Source organism: Cryobacterium sp. Y50, assembly GCF_002929805.1.
Lineage (GTDB): Bacteria > Actinomycetota > Actinomycetes > Actinomycetales > Microbacteriaceae > Cryobacterium.
On record NZ_PJJM01000084.1, the window covers coordinates 34,395 to 51,055 of the forward strand.

The 16,661-nt window shown below is 61.5% G+C and carries 16 protein-coding genes; 8 read left to right on the forward strand and 8 right to left on the reverse strand.

Annotation, left to right across the window (positions count from 1 at the left end):
• Window positions 1-39: 39 nt before the first annotated feature.
• From CXY73_RS07830 to CXY73_RS07845, 4 genes are read right to left on the reverse strand one after another with little or no spacing between them, the layout of a single operon-like run.
• Window positions 40-1,146 carry an FtsX-like permease family protein gene (locus tag CXY73_RS07830; protein WP_233198208.1) on the reverse strand — a complete coding sequence of 369 codons (1,107 nt, stop codon included), beginning with the start codon at window positions 1,144-1,146 and terminating at the stop codon, window positions 40-42.
• Window positions 1,143-1,790 (reverse strand): ABC transporter ATP-binding protein, encoded by a 648-nt coding sequence (locus tag CXY73_RS07835; RefSeq protein ID WP_104177365.1) that lies wholly within the window; start codon window positions 1,788-1,790, stop codon window positions 1,143-1,145. Before CXY73_RS07835 ends, CXY73_RS07830 begins: the two co-directional genes overlap by 4 nt.
• 2 nt (window positions 1,791-1,792) lie before the next feature.
• Window positions 1,793-2,872: a peptidoglycan-binding domain-containing protein gene (locus tag CXY73_RS07840; protein WP_104177366.1), complete on the reverse strand. Its 1,080-nt coding sequence runs from the start codon at window positions 2,870-2,872 to the stop codon at window positions 1,793-1,795.
• A complete protein-coding gene (locus CXY73_RS07845) occupies window positions 2,865-3,536 on the reverse strand; it encodes a hypothetical protein (RefSeq protein ID WP_104177367.1) in 672 nt (223 codons plus the stop codon). Before CXY73_RS07845 ends, CXY73_RS07840 begins: the two co-directional genes overlap by 8 nt.
• Before the next feature lie 671 nt (window positions 3,537-4,207).
• Between CXY73_RS07845 and CXY73_RS07855 the strand changes: the two genes are divergently transcribed.
• From CXY73_RS07855 to CXY73_RS07870, 4 genes are all read left to right on the forward strand, one after another.
• On the forward strand, window positions 4,208-4,456 hold the full coding sequence (locus tag CXY73_RS07855) for a hypothetical protein (RefSeq protein WP_104177369.1): 249 nt from the start codon (window positions 4,208-4,210) through the stop codon (window positions 4,454-4,456).
• A gap of 222 nt (window positions 4,457-4,678) precedes the next feature.
• Entirely contained in the window at window positions 4,679-5,134 is a 456-nt protein-coding gene (locus CXY73_RS07860; RefSeq protein ID WP_104177370.1) for a GNAT family N-acetyltransferase, read from the forward strand.
• 241 nt (window positions 5,135-5,375) lie between these two features.
• Complete coding sequence (locus CXY73_RS07865) at window positions 5,376-5,609, forward strand: DUF2188 domain-containing protein (protein WP_104177371.1); 234 nt, start codon at window positions 5,376-5,378, stop codon at window positions 5,607-5,609.
• Between the two features lie 193 nt (window positions 5,610-5,802).
• A complete protein-coding gene (locus CXY73_RS07870; protein ID WP_104177372.1) occupies window positions 5,803-6,309 on the forward strand; it encodes a GNAT family N-acetyltransferase in 507 nt (168 codons plus the stop codon).
• Between the two features lie 150 nt (window positions 6,310-6,459).
• Here the strand turns inward: CXY73_RS07870 and CXY73_RS07875 are convergent, their stop codons facing one another.
• On the reverse strand, window positions 6,460-7,107 hold the full coding sequence (locus CXY73_RS07875; protein ID WP_104177373.1) for a maleylpyruvate isomerase N-terminal domain-containing protein: 648 nt from the start codon (window positions 7,105-7,107) through the stop codon (window positions 6,460-6,462).
• Between the two features lie 102 nt (window positions 7,108-7,209).
• On the reverse strand, window positions 7,210-8,145 hold the full coding sequence (locus CXY73_RS07880) for a uridine kinase (protein WP_369831227.1): 936 nt from the start codon (window positions 8,143-8,145) through the stop codon (window positions 7,210-7,212).
• Window positions 8,146-8,347: 202 nt separating this feature from the next.
• On the opposite strand from CXY73_RS07880, the gene CXY73_RS21925 reads away from it, so the two are divergent.
• Complete coding sequence (locus tag CXY73_RS21925; protein WP_158254064.1) at window positions 8,348-8,791, forward strand: DUF4232 domain-containing protein; 444 nt, start codon at window positions 8,348-8,350, stop codon at window positions 8,789-8,791.
• 23 nt (window positions 8,792-8,814) lie between these two features.
• Here CXY73_RS21925 and CXY73_RS07890 read toward each other — a convergent pair whose 3' ends face one another.
• Both CXY73_RS07890 and CXY73_RS07895 read right to left on the reverse strand, forming a co-directional pair.
• Window positions 8,815-9,243: a DUF6234 family protein gene (locus CXY73_RS07890; RefSeq protein WP_104177375.1), complete on the reverse strand. Its 429-nt coding sequence runs from the start codon at window positions 9,241-9,243 to the stop codon at window positions 8,815-8,817.
• 147 nt (window positions 9,244-9,390) lie between these two features.
• The gene (locus tag CXY73_RS07895) at window positions 9,391-9,975 is read right to left on the reverse strand and encodes a recombinase family protein (RefSeq protein ID WP_104177376.1); all 585 of its coding nucleotides are present in this window, start codon (window positions 9,973-9,975) and stop codon (window positions 9,391-9,393) included.
• 303 nt (window positions 9,976-10,278) lie between these two features.
• Here CXY73_RS07895 and CXY73_RS07900 point away from each other — a divergent pair, with 303 nt between their 5' ends.
• The 3 genes from CXY73_RS07900 (at window position 10,279) to CXY73_RS07910 (ending at window position 16,569) form a co-directional block, all read left to right on the forward strand.
• Window positions 10,279-12,225, forward strand: coding sequence for a class I SAM-dependent DNA methyltransferase (locus CXY73_RS07900; RefSeq protein WP_104177377.1), 1,947 nt, complete (start codon window positions 10,279-10,281; stop codon window positions 12,223-12,225).
• Between the two features lie 197 nt (window positions 12,226-12,422).
• On the forward strand, window positions 12,423-13,439 hold the full coding sequence (locus CXY73_RS07905; RefSeq protein WP_146071686.1) for a restriction endonuclease subunit S: 1,017 nt from the start codon (window positions 12,423-12,425) through the stop codon (window positions 13,437-13,439).
• Between the two features lie 37 nt (window positions 13,440-13,476).
• Complete coding sequence (locus tag CXY73_RS07910; protein ID WP_104177379.1) at window positions 13,477-16,569, forward strand: type I restriction endonuclease subunit R; 3,093 nt, start codon at window positions 13,477-13,479, stop codon at window positions 16,567-16,569.
• Window positions 16,570-16,661: the final 92 nt, after the last annotated feature.

Here is a 16,661-nt window from a genome sequence, read left to right on the forward strand (position 1 = left end):
GCCCTGTTCGTTTCCTGATATTGGTCGGTGCGCCGTTGGTTACGGCACGCGGAGTTCTTTGAGCGGATCGCGGCGGGCGGCCGCCAGCGCGGGTACCAGGGCCGCGATCACGCCGATGGTGGTCGACAGGAGTGCGACGGCGCCGACGAAGTCCCAGCCCGGGAGTGGATCTCCGGAGGCGGTCAGCCCGATCGACGCTGCAATGCTGCCGATCGTGGCACCGACCAGGGCGAGGGCACCGGTTTGCGTGAGGAGCAGCGAGATGATCAGGGCTTGGGAGGCGCCCAAGGCGCGGCGGCGCCCGAAGTCCTTGCGACGCAGCATCACCAGGCCGTAAAGAATCGCTGCCACCAGCACCGCGGTCAGTGCGAAAACGACGACGACGAGGCTGCGGCCGAACGAATCCAGCTGTCCTTCAACCAGGCCACGGAGTGCGGCGAGGTTTTCACTCGTGGTCAGGGTCACTTTGGCGGGATCGGTGACCGCCAGGACGGATCGCACCGCGTCGGAGACGGGAGCGACCAGGTCGGGGCGGTCGGCGATGACAATGAGCACGGCGACCGTTCCCGGGGTGTTTTCGGTCTGCGGGGCGATGACGAGGGGTTCAAGGAAGGCGAGAAAGTCTGGAACGGTCAGGCTCCCGGTGACGGCGAAGTCGACGCCGGAGTCGTCCACGACAGCCCCGACGGCGTCCGGCATTCCCAGGCCCGCCAGCGCAGTCGGTGATGCCCAGATCGAGGCGTTGCTCACTGGCGGCAGCGTGGTGATCCCGAGGTGGTTGAGTTGGCTGCTCCAGGCCAAGCGCATGGGGACTTTGGTCGCGCCGGCAAATTGGAGGTTGGTGACGTCCTGGGCGATACCGAACGCTCCAGCCCATTGGATGCCGTCGATGTGTGCCAGCCGGTCCAGCACTGTGGCGTCGAGCCCGGCGTCGGTGTCGGCACGAATGATGATGGAACGCGTCCCCTCCGAGTCGATTGAGCCGAGCACGGCCTGCTCCGCCCCGACCGTGCGTCCAGTCGTCAGCAGTACCGTGGCACACATACCGGCGACCATGACGATGGTGACAACGGATGCGACGGGTTGTGCCCACGCCGTCGCCAACGCTTCCCGCACCACGGCAGCCCACCGGCGCAGCGCGCTCATAGTTCGAGTCGGCGGTCGCAGCGGGCGACCAGTGCCGGGTCGTGGGTGACGACGATGACGGCCGCGCCGCGGTGGGCCTGAGCGTGCACAGCATCGACGACGAGGTCGGATGAGGCCGGATCGAGGTTGCCGGTGGGCTCGTCCGCGAGCAGAATCTGCGGGTCGTTGAGTAGGGCACGGCAGAGCGCGATGCGTTGCGCTTGTCCGCCGGACACCTGACCCGGTTTCGCCCCCGCTCGCAGCGCGACGCCGAACTGGTCCATCAGCTCGTGCGCGCGACGAATGGCCGGCTTCCTGGGGGTTCCGCGGTAGAGGGTGGTCTCGATGATGTTGTCCAGCACCGTTCGGGTGGCATCGAGGGCAGCGTCTTGAAAGACGAAGCCATACTGATGCGCCCGTAAACCGGCGCGGTCTGCGTCGCGCCGGTGCGCAGCATCCGTCCCGTCGATCTGCACCTGTCCGGCGGTGGGTTTGAGCATGAGGCCGAGCACGTAGAGCAGGGTGGACTTGCCGCGCCCGGACGGGCCGGTAATGGCGACCACTTCCCCGGCATGGAAGTCCGCGCTCCAGTCCGAGAGAATCGGCGCGGTCGGCACGTAGCCGAAGGTGATGTCGCGGGCGGCCAGCCGGATGGTATCGACCATGGCTAGTCGGCCGTCGCCGGGATGCGCACCGAGGTGCCGTCGGCGACGCCGTCAATGATCGACATTCCGCGGGCGCTGGTGACCACCGTCACGGGATGACTCGTGCCGGCGTTGTCGATGACGGATGCGGTGCCGTCGGCCGCGCTGAGCAGCGCGGCACTCGGGACCATCAGTCCGGCGATCGATTCCACCGTGACGATCCGTGATGACAGCAGCGACGGCCCCGTGACGGGGATGCTCGCGCAGGCATCGGCGCAGATGACCGCGCCGTCTTTGCCCACGAGGGTGATGACAATCAGTCCGGTCTCATCAGCGGCCTGGTCGGCCACGAACCCTTCCCAAATGCCGCCGTCGATGCTGGTGATTTCTACCCGGGTACCCGTGGGCATCAACGCGGCCTGGGATTCGCTGACCGGTACGGTGAAGATGGGCGCGGCCGGTAACGCCCGCACGACGTTTTCTCCGCCGGTGAGGAGCGCCCCACGCGTGACGATCTCGGTATCGAGAGCTACCTGGGTCGGCAGCGTCGGGACAAAGATGATGTCGCCCGGCTGCACGACGCCGTCGGCGGGAACGCCCAGAGACTTCTGCCACGTCTTGACCGCCGTGGTGGTGCGGGGGCCGAACTGTCCATCGACCGCGCCAGTGTAGAGCGCCAGGTCGGTGAGTGCCTGCTGCAGCTGCGTGACATCCACTCCTTCAGCGTCTTGCGCCAGCGCACGGAACGCCGGCACCTGGCCCTGGGCAATCACGACCGGTCGCAGGTTCACGGTGTAGAGCGTCGCCCCGACCGCGACGCTTTGGCCCGCGGTGACATTCACGGAGGTGACGGTGCCGACTGCCTGGTTTGATCCGGCGGGCACCAGAGTCCACTGCGCCACCGTGTTCAGGTTGATGCTCGACCCCACCTCGCCGGGCACAACCTCGACGAGGGTGAACGCGGTTGTGGCCACAACATCCCGTGGGGGTGTCAGCGCTGTCGTCGCTGCCCACCCCACGCCGGCGCCAGCCCCGACTGCGACGAGCAGGCCGGTGACCCAGCGAGCCCAGCGCGGTGAGCGACCCGCTGCTGTGTCACTCATTGAAGTCGACGGGGAGTTGCGGGCACTTCTTGTTGATCGCATTCCATTCGGACTGTCCGCCTCCGGCTACGCCCTCGTAGAGGTTCCAACCACCGGTCTCGGCGTAGGTATCGATGAACGTCTCCCGGCTTGGAGCAGCCGGAGTGTCATACCCTTCGGCCGCTAAGCAGGGCTGGAGCTCATCTGTGAAGTAATCAAACAACTCCCCGAGACCCTCGTCGGTAAGCGGCACGTTGTACTTCGGATCCATCGGGTACTTCGCGTTACACGTGTACATGGCCAGAGCATGCGCTCCGGCCTGGGAGTTTTGAATCATGCCGGACTCCAGCCCGCCATCCGCAGTGGCGCGCACGTCGGGCCAACCCAAATCGTGCATGCAGCTTTCCCTTGCCGTTCCCCAGTCATCGTTGTCAACGAAGCGAACGATGTCGATCATCGGTCGCACCGCATCGGGCGATTCGCGTAACACTCGCTCCCATTCCCAGTCGAGTTGTTCTTGACCCGCGACGTCGAGGGTGAGCGCGAGCGAGCTCGCTGGGGCTGTCGAGCTTGAGGCCGCTGGGCCAGGGGTGGCGTTCGCACAACCCGAGAGGAAAACGAGGGCGGACGACGTCAGTACAAACAGCGCCGCCCATGATTTACGCGACTTAATAATGGCGAGCATTTTTCCCCCAAATCAGGCCCGGTTGTACCAAACCAGTTCTGTGGCGACACTAGCGAGTGTTGGTGAACATCTGGTTTCGCCGCTCGAATGGCTCAGGCTCGGAGCCAGGTGGGAACGGTGAAGTGCAGAGTCATGATCATCATCCCAGCCTGTCATCGCCCGCAGAGGAACCCCCTACGGGACGCTCGCGACCGCAGGCACCGCTCGGTACGACCGACGTTATGCACTGCGCCCAGTTGATTGGGACGCATTAACTCGGTGGAGGTTGTCACCCGCACAGAGCCCCAAGGTGACTACTCTGGAGCGGTAGCACGTCGGTATTGAGGATTCCACGGCCCCACTTCGAATGGGAGTTTCCTATGGAAAATGTGTCTGGTAGAGACGCTGAGACACCGGACATGCGGCGCGCGAAGTTGAGCTTCCTTATCACGCTGGCCGTGTTGGGACTTGCTGCCGTCCTTGTGGGACTGGTCGTCGGCTTGAACGAAGCCCCTTGGGGATTTGTGATTGCTGGCGTGGGGTTGGTCCTCGGAATAGCAAGCACAATCGCTCTGGTGATGTTTCATCATGCTCACTAGCAGGCTCTTTATTCGGGCGAATATTGCGGCGGAGAGCGGCAGCGGTGCCGGCCAAGCCATTGGCACCGCCGTGGAATCGGGAGGGCCAGTCACGTGTTGAACGACAACGACAACGACAACGACAACGACAACGACAACGACAACGCGAGCAGCAACAACCGTCTGCCGGAAATATTCATAATTGGTGGTCTGGTGACCTTTGTGATCTTTGGGGCGTTCCTTGTTCTCGGGATTCCTGAAGGAGGCTCTGCGGTGCCACCGCTCATGATGGGGATCGGACTTATCAATTCCGTCGGCGGCGTCGTTGTCTGGGTCGTGCGCCGACGACATACGCGACCATGACCTATCCGGCGAGGTGCCGCCACATCGCCTTGCATCACAGATTGATCGCTCGTGCCCCGTTCCGTATGCCGAACCCTCTGCGGGACGGGTCGCGGAAAACCCGTGCCATGGTGCGGTTCTGAAGGTCTGTACCTAAATCGTTCGGTCTGGGTGCTTCGCGAGGACGTTCCAGCCGGAGAATGCTGACCGGCAGGCGTTCTGCGGGAGCGATATCGTGGAGCAATGCTCGATCTGACACTAACGACGCCCCAGGATCTCGACGAAGTGACCGCGTTCCTCCGCGTCGCTGACTTGACGCTAAGCGGACTCGATTCCCCAACGGTGCGCCTGTGGAAGGCACGCGACGCCGAAACCGGACGCATCGTCGCCAGCACGGGCTACGAGCGCAGCGACGACAACGAACACGTTCTTATTCGCAGCGTTGCCGTCGATCCGGCACTCCGAGGCCTCGGTATGGGCCTCCGATTGGCGCGCTTCGCGCTTGACCGAGCCGCCGAATCCGGAGCAACTCGAGCCTGGCTCTTCAGCCGACGTTCCGGCCCGTTCTGGCAAAAGGTCGGATTCAACTCGGCAGACAGGAATGAACTCGCGATCGCACTCAAGTCCACGCACCAGGTGCGGCTCTTCACTGAAACAGGACAGCTCCAACGCGAAGTGGCGTGGAGCCGACTGCTCTAAAGAAATTCCGGCGCACACCACCCCGGGCTCGACCGCGCGGGGAACCTGCTATGGGCGCCAGATGAATGAGCGATGCATCTAGCTCATTCGGCCAATGATGCCGACGCCGGTGCCCAAGACAGTCGTCAAAAGTTTTCCACGGCGCTAGCCTAGGGCCGCGCGTGGACCTAGTCTTTTCCGTTTCCAACTATCGGGCGACTCGCGAGGTCTAGTCTCTTCTGTATCTATGAGAGGAACAAAAATGGCTGACTATCACGTGCAATACGACAAGGACAAGGGCGACTGGGAGACCAAAAAAGCTGGGGCTACGCGCGCATCGACCCGCACCGAAACGCAAAGCAGCGCGATCGCAGATGCCAACCGTCTAGCCGACAGTAGTGGCGGTGGCGAAGTAAATATTCACCGAAAAGACAACAATCAGATTCGGGACAAGAACACCATCGGTAAAAAAGACCCCAATCCGCCGAAAGGCTAGAAAGCGCTCCTACGCGCAGCGAACGATCTTATCGCCTGAGTCCGCCGTGGTCTCGCTGCTGCACTGAAGCGGCACCCGCGCGGCGGACTCTCGTTGCTTGCCCGTTGGGAACCTTGACCGGGCAACAGGTGGGATCGGCTGCGAGTACTGTTAGCTGGTGTTTGAACCTCGTCACCTTAGTAACAATGTCAGCATGCGCATACTTCGCTCGAGTGATGCGCCAGCACTTGCCGCTGCGTATGTGCGCAATCGTGAGTACCTTTCTCCGTGGGAACCGGTGCGTCCTGAGGAGTATTACACCGAGGCGTGGCAAGCCTCGGACATTGCCAGCCGCCTTGTTGCGGAGAAAGCCGGCGAGGGGTATCCCTTGGGTTTGTTTGCCGACGATATCCTCGTGGGCCGGTTTAACATGGCAGGGATCGTGCGCGGCCCCTTCCAGAGCGCCGGGCTAGGTTACTGGGTCGATAACACCTACGCGGGCCGCGGACTAGCGTCTGCGGCCGTTCAGGTGATCGTCGGAACGGCGCGTGACGTGCTTGGACTGCACCGCATAGAGGCGAGCACTCTCCTGCACAATGCTGGCTCGCAACGGGTGCTGCTGAAGGCGGGCTTCCGGCAGATTGGTATGGCTCCACGGTACTTGCAGATTGCCGGGGAATGGCAAGACCACAACCTTTACCAAGTTGTCCTCCACGACTAAGCCCCTGACCTTCACGTCAACGAACGTCCGGAGCTAGACGCGTAGCTGACTGTCCGTATGCGCCAACCCTCTACGGGACCGTCCCCATCAACCGTGAACGCGGTGTCCGGGCGCCCCTGAACGGGCGGCGAAGTCTGTGCCGTCGGACGGCTAGAGGACGCGAAGCGCGGAACGTTCATCTCGTTCTCGGCGGCTGAGTGCGTGGAGAACAGCCCTGTCGCCATGACGTTCACGCGCGGCCGCTACGAGCACGTCGACGGCGCGGGTAACCGCAGCCAGAGGTGCCTCCGCCGTCGAACCTACGCTCAAACTGAGATCCTCGATGTGCACAGACAACTCGACCAGACGAGTCGCCAGATATTCATCCAGCAGCAGTTCCTCACCGGGGCGGTGCGCGACAGCGACCCGCCGATTCTCGCCCTCGACTTCGAAGCGGTGACGAAGCAAAGCGAGCGCCTCCCGCGTCTCAGCCGACGTGAGGGAAGCGCCCTTGGCTGCAGTCTCAGCGCTTCGCGTCTGGACGCCCTGGTTCAGAGCGGACGATCGGCTGGTCGTGTCTGTCAACCGTGCGTAGTAAGTGGAGGCAGTTACGGGCGACGATTTGCCCAGGACGTCTCCGTCGAGGAACCACCCAACTTGGAGGACGCTCCGAGCGAGGTGCGCAGCCAACACGCCAACACTCATCCCCTCAAGGACGGATGGACGATCCCACGCCTTCGCCGTCCGCTCTTCAGCGAGTAGTTCGACGGCAGCGCCAGCGGCCAACAGATACGACCGCCGAGTTTCATTCACACTCATCACTATGCCAGCAAGCGACGCGAAAGATTCCAGTAATCACTGGATAGATCGTCAGCTCATTCCGGGTGAAGGACGACCGGATTCTTCTCATAGCGGGAACCGTCAGCCGGACGTCGGGTAAACGACGTCCGCCAGCGTTCGAGGAGCGAATTGATCCTCAAAGTCGCGCTCATTCGGCAGCCAGACGTCGTGCCAGAGGGCATCGTGGTTTCGGCCCATCCGTGCGTCCCGATTTATCCCTCGTTGAGCCGACGTCTCCAGGTCGACGTCACACCAGATCGCTAGATCAATTAAAGGAAACGCGTCAGGGTGGAACAGACCAATCAGATCTACGACCAAGATTTCTGCGTAGGGAAGCCGTTCGGGCACACCAAGTTTTCTGCTGCTCCAGTCGTAGCGTCGGAACATGCTCGGCCGACCGTCTCGTACCGGTGTCAGAACTTCTGAGACGAGGCGTAGCCGCTCTACACCGTCCCAGTCAGCGGATCGTTTGTGAGATCGTGCGGGGTCGAGAAAATCGTCTCCACGTATTCTCACCGCACCCGGGAGTTGAGCAACAAGCTGACGAGTGAGGGTGGATTTCCCGGAACCGCAGTATCCGGATACTCCAACTACAATCAGTCGCGCTGCTTCTTGACGTCGCGTCTCGATTCGCTGAATTAGTTTGGGCAGTTCCACAGCTCGATCGTACAAGGCCGTATCGTACGGACGGACAAGCACGCGACTCGGTCGCTGCCCGTAAGGCGGACCTCCTACGGGAATAGCCCCGCCAAGGCTGGGCGCAGCCGCCTGCCTGAGCAAGCCTGTCGCGTTTACCCTGCCCGTAAGGAAATCCCGCATGCGTCTTACGGGACACGAATTCGAGTCTCTGAACGTCGTCCAGCCAGGGGTTACATGGCCCACCACAGTTCCGAGACACGTTACGGTGGTCGTGGATAGCGTCTGCGACTGGGAGCGGCACGTATCCGGTCCCAGAGTTGCAATTTGCTCGTATCTCTTGACCTCGTCATCCCCAGTCGCGGAGCGGTGGTCATGCATCAATGGACACCACGACAACCGGGGGAAATCAATGAATAAGGCTTCTCTGCTCTGCGCTGGACTAACCGTCGTCTTCTTCTTGACTGGCTGCTCTGGCCAGGGGAGCGGTGCGGCATCAACTTCGACCCCTTCGCCCACTAGTACCGGTCACCCTTCGGCCTCCCCGTCGGCTTCTCCTTCGCCAGAACCGCCTGGTTCGGCGGTGTCCGAGCCCGCCGGATTCGCTGAATGTGACGGGGACAACCTGAACATCTCGATCGCCGCACAGCCAATGGCCAGCGGAGCCGGTTCGTTCTACTCCGAGATCACGTTTACTAACACCAGCAGCGACACCTGTCTCGTCGAGGGACCGCCTTCCATCTTCAACCTCGCAGACAGCGCTACGGGGGCGGTCGTCGGCAAGCGCGCGGAAGACAGCGGGCTGCCAGAGGTGGTGCAACTTGCTCCTGGGGCGTCTGCCTACAGCACCATCCACTTCACCAATGCTGGAGCCTACGACTGTGAAACCGCCGTCGCCGATGTGGCCTACGTGAGTCCTCCCAATTGGGATGCATCGCGGACCATCGCGCTGGAAAGTCCCGTCACGGTCTGCAACACACCGGCTACCTACAACGTGTCGTGGATCAGCGCGAGCAGTCTCTTCTGACATAGACGCATGGGCAGCGACGCTCAGCCGCCGATGCAATCGCCACTGCCGCTGTAGCAGGGTCGATAGTCCGGATTGACGGTCGCCACTGGACGATCAGGACGCCAATCGATCGCTGGAACGGACACCAACAACGACACACCCACGGTCAGGATCACAGCCACGCTCGAGATCAGCACAAGGCCGCCGCGGCGCCGCACGAGCGCCCGTACGAGCAGTCCGACTTGGATGGCGATCGTAATCCCAGCGGTCGCCCAGTAGGTCGCTACGGCCGAGGATGACGGCTGCGTGTCAACGCTCGCTGAAAACCACTGGCGGACGAGCTCGACGGTGAGCATGAAAGTAAGCAGCGCACACCCGAGGGTGAGCAGGTCGAAACGGCCAGCCTTCGCGGGCCAAGTGGTGCGGTCGCTTACGGTCTCTACTTTGCCGCATCCCTGCCACTCGCTCATCCCGCCAGCCTAAGTCACCATCATTCGCGAGGTGATCTCCGGCAGGCGAACCGAAGTCCGATTGTCTAGGACACCTTCTGATGTCCGAGTTTCACGGATACGAAAACGCACGGGCACTGCCGGCGCGGTATCCGGGCGTCGCTGCGTCTACTTTGCGTGGAGCTCCGAGATGCGCCGATACAAAGTGGCACGCGACATACTCAGATCCCGCGCAACCTGCGTGGCCGATTCTCCGGCGTTGATCGAGCGACGAGCGTTCAGGATCTGGCTTTCGGTGAAACGCGGACGTCGTCCGCCAAGATCTTTCCCCGCCGCCCGACGCTTGCTGACGCTGTCCACGATGCGTTCACGTTTAATGGCGAGTTCCATCTCCGCCAGTGCCGCCATTACCGTGAACACCATGCCGCCCATCGGCGTGCTCGTATCCACGTCTCCCCCACCCAGATTCAACACACGAAGCGCCGCACCACGCGTACGCAGACTTCCTGCTAGATCGAGCATGTTCGATGTCGACCGGCCCAAGCGGTCAAGCGTCGTGACGACCAGAGTGTCCCCCGCTTCCAGAGCATCCCGCGCTGCATCGAATCCTGGCCGCTGTGCCCGCCCGCCACTGACACCGTGATCAACGTAGACGTCATCGCGGCGAACACCCGCAGCGAGCAAATCGCTGAGTTGCCGATCCGTTGCCTGGCTCTTGGTGGAGACCCTCGCGTACCCAATTAGCTTTGCCACTTACGCCTCCCGATGTCTCGCAACCGTCCCTACCTACGTGAATCCTATCCACGAGTAAAAACACACGTTGCGAGACACGCTGCCTCGTCTGCTGCCTTCAGGTACCTGTGACCTCATCCCAGTCCACGTAAGGGATGCGGCTCATGTCGCGCTGCACAATCTCGCATCATCGATCTGTCTCGCCGCGATGTCTCGCAGCCCACGGGTTACAAGAGCGCGCCGCGATGCTCACCCGGCGAATATGGCAATGTCGCCCGACGCTAATAAGCTCACCCGTATACGTCAACGAGGGGTCATCACGTTTTGAGCAATAACCACGCCACATTCATCTGGTCAATTGCGGATCTACTTCGCGGTAGCTTCAAGGCCCACCAGTATGGCGACATCATCTTGCCCTTCACTGTGCTGCGCCGACTCGACGCAGTCTTGGCACCCACTAAGCAGACCGTGTTTGCCGTCGTCGACCAGGCCGAAGCTGACGGCATCCCCGTGCGTGCATCATTGTTGCGCACCAAAGCCAACCACGGGTACTCGTTCTGGAACGAATCAAAATTTGACCTGAAGACCGCCCTTGGCGACTCCGGGGATCTTGCAGCAAACCTCCTGGACTACGTCACCGGTTTCTCCGAGAACGTCAAGGACATCTTCGACAAGTACAAGATCTCCGAGCGCATTGCCGAGCTCGACGAGCACGGCCTGCTGTTTTTAGTGACCCAGAAGTTTGCTGCGGTCGACCTGTCGCCGGAGACGGTACCGAACGAGGAAATGGGGCACATCTTCGAGGAGCTGATCCGCAAGTTCGCGGAAGCCTCTAATGAAACCGCCGGTGAGCACTTCACGCCCCGCGATGTGATCGAGCTGATGGTCGATATTCTCCTCGCCCCCGAATCCGACACCCTCTCCAAAGCCAACGTGGTCCGTTCCGTCTATGACCCCACCGCCGGCACTGGCGGGATGCTCTCCGTCGCCGAAGACCACATCCGCTCTGCGAACCCGACGGCGACCCTCACGTTGGCCGGGCAGGAGATCAACCCGCAGTCTTACGCCATCTGCAAGGCCGATATGACCGTCAAGGGCCAGTCGGTCGATGCAATCTATTTTGGCGATACCCTCATCAACGATGGGCACAAAGGCGCCACTTTCAGCTACGGGCTATCGAACCCTCCTTTTGGAGTCGACTGGAAGAAGCAGCAGAAGGCGGTCACCGCGGAGCACACACAGCACGGCTACGCCGGGCGGTTCGGTGCGGGGCTGCCCCGCGTCTCGGACGGGTCGATGCTATTCCTGATGCACCTAATCTCCAAGATGCGCACAAAGGAGGATGGCGGTGGCCGTGCCGCGATCGTGCTCAACGGCAGCCCGCTGTTCACCGGCGGCGCCGGCTCCGGGGAATCAAACATCCGCAAGTGGGTCCTCGACCGTGATCTGCTCGAGGCGATCGTCGCCCTGCCCACGGACATGTTCTACAACACCGGCATAGCCACCTACATCTGGGTGCTCTCCACCCATAAGAGCGCCGACCGGGTCGGTAAAGTGCAGCTGATCGACGGATCGAAGCTGTTTCGCAAGATGCGCAAGGGCCTCGGTTCCAAGCGCAGCGAGCTCGGGTCCGATGACATTGCCGCCTTGGTGAATCTCTACGAGAACGAAACGGATGACGCGCGGTCGAAGACCTTTGCCAAAGAGGACTTCTTCTACCGCACCATCACCGTGGAACGCCCTCTGCGCCTGAACTGGGCTCTCACCCCCGAGCGTGTGGCGATCGCGAGCGAAGTGAAGGCCCTCGCGGCTATCGACTTCACCGCGTTCGCTGCCCACACGACCGCTCACTCCATAGAGCCGACAGCGGATGCCCCTGCGTTCCGCACCCAACTCACCGCAAGGCTTGCCGCCGGCGGGATCACCGTCACCGCACCGCAACTAAAGGCACTCCTTGCGGCACTATCCGAACGCGACGAGACTGCACCCGTGACTCTGGACGCCCGGAAGAAGCCGGAACCTGACCCGACCCTTCGCGACACCGCGAACGTGCCTTGGAGCGAAGACATCCACACCTACTTCGATCGCGAAGTGACGCCATTCGCACCAGACGCTTGGATCGACGAATCCAAGACCAAGGAAGGGTGCGAGATCCCCTTCACCCGCCACTTCTACCAGTACGTGCCGCCACGGTCACTCGCCGAGATCGACGCGGACCTCGAAGCCGTGCTCGGCCGAATAAGAGCCCGGCTCGAAGTAGTGAAAGCGTGAACGATATCGCACTGCACGACACTCAACTCCGCCATCTGAGTACGATTCCAATCGCGAATGGGCTAGGCGAAGCGGCTTCAGCCGGGTCGCCTGAGTGGCCGAGATACATCCGGATCACGGATTTCTCCACGCTATTCAGCCTCGATCCCACGAAGCGGGAGACGCTACCGCCAGAGGTATCTTCGAAGGCAGCCGTGATGAAAAACGATCTACTTCTCGCGGCCGTCGGAGCGACGGTCGGGACAGCGTATCTTCACGAGTCGGAGGAGCCATCCTGCTTCGCGGGTTACCTGGTTAGGGTCCGACCGGACATCTCAAAGGTTCTACCCCGCTTTTTGGGCTACTGGACCCAGTCCGCTGAGTATTGGGCACAGATTCGAGCGGGGGCGATCGGGTCGACGATTGAGAACTTCAGCGCCAGCCGCTATAAAGCGATGATCGTTCGCCTGCCACCACCCGAAGATCAGGTTCGGATCGCCACTTTCCTGGACCGGGAGACAGCGCAGATCGACGCGTTCATCGCGGATCAGGTGGAGCTCATCGGGTTGCTCGCCGAGCGGCGTGCCGGGACGATCGAGAGCGTGTTTGATCGAGCTGTCGATCGTAAGCCGTTGCGAAACACAATCGCAATTGCGCAGACAGGGCCATTTGGTACGCAGCTTTCGGCAACCGAGTATGTGTCGGGAGGGACACCGGTGTTGAATCCTACACACATCCAGCAGGGTCGAATCGAAGTCGACAATGACGTCAGCGTGACGCCTGAAACCGCGGCCGTGCTGTCGCGATTCGCGTTCGTGGTTGGTGACATCGTCCTTGGACGCAAGGGCGAAGTGGACAAGTCGGCACTGATCGATGAAACGCACGCCGGCGCAATTTGCGGTTCAGACTCGATGCTTATTCGCCCTGACAGGTGGACGAATCCACGCTACCTGTGGTGGTTCTTTCAGTCCGTGGGCGCGCACGGTCAGCTCGAGCGCTGGTCCGTTGGATCGACGGTGAGTGGACTAAACCAAAACACCATCTCCCAAATCCGAGTCCCCTATGGGGATGAGAATTTTCAGGCGCTTTGCGTGCACGATCTCGATGCCGAGATAGGTGAGCTCGACGCGGCTATCGTCGATGCGCGTCAGGCCATGATGCTTTCCCGTGAACGGCGAGCTGCGCTGATTTCGGCGGCAGTGACAGGCAAGATCGACGTTCCCAGCGCGGCGTGATGGTTTCTCGCGGCTTCATGACCGAAGGATAGACACTGTGGAAATTCAGCATGAGGATACGTTCGAGATCGAGCTGTGTGAGTACCTCGCGGCGCATGGGTGGGAGTTTTCACCAAATGCGAACGGGTACGACCGGCAGCGGGCGTTGTTCCCGGCCGATGTGTTCGAGTGGTTAGAGGCGACGCAGCCTGAGCAGCTCGAGAAGCTGGTGAAGCCGGGCGCGAGTGAGGGATCCCGTGAGCTGGGGCGCAAGCAGATCCTCGACCAGATCGTAGCGGTACAGACTATCGACACGATGAATGCCGGCGGCACCCTCAATGTGCTCAAGACCTCGATTGGGGTGTTGAACGCGAAGTTCTCTATGTCCCAGACGCGACCGGCAACCTCACTGAATGCGAAGACGGTCAAAAAGTTTGCGGCGCACCGGCTGCGGGTCATGCGACAGGTCGTGTATTCGACGAAGAACGCGAACCGGATCGATCTGGTGCTGTTCGTCAACGGCATCCCCGTCTCCACGATCGAGCTGAAGACCGACCTCACCCAGAACCTGGCTACGGGGCTCAAGCAGTACGCGCAGGATCGCAAACCAACAGGCGAGCCGCTGCTGACCTTCGGCCGTGGCGCGCTGGTGCATTTCGTTGTAACCAACGAAGAAGTGCACATGACCACCAAACTCGAAGGCCCAAACACGAGGTTTCTGCCGTTCAACCGAGGCAAGAACAACGGTGGCGGCAACTCTGCCATCCCGGGCACCAGCCCCACCGCGTACTTCTGGGAGGAGATCCTGGAGCGCGGCACCTGGCTGGATCTGATTGGACGGTTCCTGCACTACCGGTTTGAGGAGAAGACCGACCCGATAGATGGGAAGAAGACGTACGCCAAAGACCTGCGCTTCCCGCGCTACCACCAGTGGCGGGCCGTATCGAAGCTCGAGGAGAAGGTGCTGGAGGAAGGCCCCGGCAAGAATTACCTGATCCAGCATTCAGCCGGGTCCGGCAAGACGGACTCCATTGCATGGACGGCGCACCGGATGGCTCAGCTTCACAATCCCGACGGCACAAAGGTGTTCGACGGGGTCATTGTAATCTCGGACCGCCAGGTCCTCGACGGACAACTGCAACGGGCAGTCGAGCAGCTCGAAACCACTCCGGGGGTGTTCCAACCCATCACCCGCGGCGGTGATGCATCGAAGTCTGCGCAGCTCGCTGAGGCACTGCTCGCTGGTAAACAGATCATCGGTGTGACCCTGCAGACCTTCCCACACGCGCTGGAGACCATCGAGAAGAACACGGGCCTCGCCGGACGCCGGTACGCCGTCATCGCCGACGAGGCCCATTCCTCCCAGAGCGGGGAGGCGGCAGCATCCCTCAAGCAGGTACTTACCGCTGGCGTTAAGGACACCAGCGACGGGGAGACGACCATCGACGCGGAGGATGTGCTTGCCGATGTGATGGCCCGAAAGGTCGGGGTTGGCACGATCTCGTTCTTCGCTTTCACCGCCACCCCGAAGGGCAAAACGGTCGAGCTGTTCGGCCGCAAAGATGGCGCCGGCGTGAAGCAGGCGTTCGACCTGTATTCGATGAAGCAGGCCATCGAGGAAGGCTTCATCCTCGACGTACTGAAGAACTACCTGCCCTACGACCTCGCCTTCAACCTCGCCCACACCGACAAGGCCACCGGGCTGGATGTCGAGATCGATACGGCCAAGGCAGGTAGCGAGGTTATGCGATGGGTGCGACTACACCCCACGAACATTGCCCAGAAGGTCGCGATCATCGTCGAGCACTTCCGCGCGAATGTGCGCAGCGAGCTCGGCGGCCGGGCCAAAGCCATGGTCGTCACCGGGTCCCGAAAGGAAGCGGTGCGGTACAAGGTTGCTATCGATTTGTACTTGAAAGAGAACAAACTCGACGGCCAGCTCGGCACTCTTGTCGCCTTCTCCGGCTCCGTACTTGATCCGGAATCCGGGCCGGACGAGTTCACCGAAACCTCGATGAACCCCGCACTCAAGGGTCGTTCCCTGGATGCAGCGTTCAAGGGTGACGAGTTCCAGGTAATGATCGTCGCCAACAAGTTCCAGACAGGGTTCGACCAACCGCTCCTGGCGGGAATGTACGTCGACAAGAAACTGTCCGGCATCACCGCAGTGCAGACTCTTTCACGTCTGAACCGGGTGATCCCTGGCAAGGAAAATACCTATGTCATCGACTTCGTCAACGACCCGAACGAGATCCTCGCCGCGTTCCAGACCTACTACGAAGACGCCGAGCTGACGCAGCCGTCGAATCCGAACATCATCCATTCCATGCTCAGCAAGCTCCGCGGCATGAAGATCATCGACCCGCAGGATGTGGAGTCGGTCGTGGATGCGTGGCTCACCAAGTCCAGCCACAACAGCCTGTATTCGCACATCAAGACATCCCGCGACGTGTTCTGGACCCGCTGGAACGACGCCATCGACACCTCCGATGACCTGGATAAGGGCCGGCTCGAAGAGTTCCGCGGCACCGTGTTCGCATTCGTTCGCGCGTACGACTTCCTGTCGCAGATCATGGACTACGGAGACACCGACATCGAGAGGTGGGCAATCTTCCTCCGCGTCTACCGTCGGGTCATCGAACGCCAGGACACCGACCCCGCCGCGATTAACACCGATGACATCGTGCTCACCCACTACCGGATGCGCAAGCTCGACGCCCAGAATTTGGGGCTCACCTCCGGCGGTACCGGGGAGCTTGCGGGCATCACGGATGCCGGTTCCGCGCAGCCGCGCGAGGCGAAGTACGGGTTGCTGCAGGACGTTATCAACAAGATCAACAGTCTGTTCGCCGGCACCGATGTCGACGAAATCAACGGCGTCAGCGCGGCCGAGACAATCCTTCGCCATGTCGTGGATAACCCGAAGATCCAAGCCGAAGCAATGGCGAACACCCCAATCGACTTCGAGACCTCCCCCACGATTGTTGCCCAACTCGAGGACGTCATTTACGCTTCCGCCGCAGGTCACAGCAACGCCATGAAAACGCTGCTGCAGAAGAGCGATTTCGCCTCGATCGTCAACGTGCTGGTTGCGATGGGGCTGTACGAGAAGACTCGCAGCGAAGCCGAACGCGGGGCGACGAGCGGCTGAGAAGCCGGCCGATCCGGCCCGGCCAGCGCGCAAACATGTTGAGCCACCAGAGCGATCTGGTGATCCCGCCTGTCTCTCTCCTCGACTCGTCG

Excerpts from the sequence above, each read along its gene's own strand:
- CXY73_RS07830 (WP_233198208.1), bottom strand. The coding sequence starts at position 1,146 with ATGAGCGCGCTGCGCCGGTGGGCTGCCGTGGTGCGGGAAGCGTTGGCG.
- CXY73_RS07835 (WP_104177365.1), bottom strand. The coding sequence starts at position 1,790 with ATGGTCGATACCATCCGGCTGGCCGCCCGCGACATCACCTTCGGCTAC.
- CXY73_RS07840 (WP_104177366.1), bottom strand. The coding sequence starts at position 2,872 with ATGAGTGACACAGCAGCGGGTCGCTCACCGCGCTGGGCTCGCTGGGTC.
- CXY73_RS07845 (WP_104177367.1), bottom strand. The coding sequence starts at position 3,536 with ATGCTCGCCATTATTAAGTCGCGTAAATCATGGGCGGCGCTGTTTGTA.
- CXY73_RS07860 (WP_104177370.1), top strand. The coding sequence starts at position 4,679 with ATGCTCGATCTGACACTAACGACGCCCCAGGATCTCGACGAAGTGACC.
- CXY73_RS07865 (WP_104177371.1), top strand. The coding sequence starts at position 5,376 with ATGGCTGACTATCACGTGCAATACGACAAGGACAAGGGCGACTGGGAG.
- CXY73_RS07870 (WP_104177372.1), top strand. The coding sequence starts at position 5,803 with ATGCGCATACTTCGCTCGAGTGATGCGCCAGCACTTGCCGCTGCGTAT.
- CXY73_RS07875 (WP_104177373.1), bottom strand. The coding sequence starts at position 7,107 with ATGAGTGTGAATGAAACTCGGCGGTCGTATCTGTTGGCCGCTGGCGCT.
- CXY73_RS07880 (WP_369831227.1), bottom strand. The coding sequence starts at position 8,145 with ATGCATGACCACCGCTCCGCGACTGGGGATGACGAGGTCAAGAGATAC.
- CXY73_RS07890 (WP_104177375.1), bottom strand. The coding sequence starts at position 9,243 with ATGAGCGAGTGGCAGGGATGCGGCAAAGTAGAGACCGTAAGCGACCGC.
- CXY73_RS07905 (WP_146071686.1), top strand. The coding sequence starts at position 12,423 with ATGAAAAACGATCTACTTCTCGCGGCCGTCGGAGCGACGGTCGGGACA.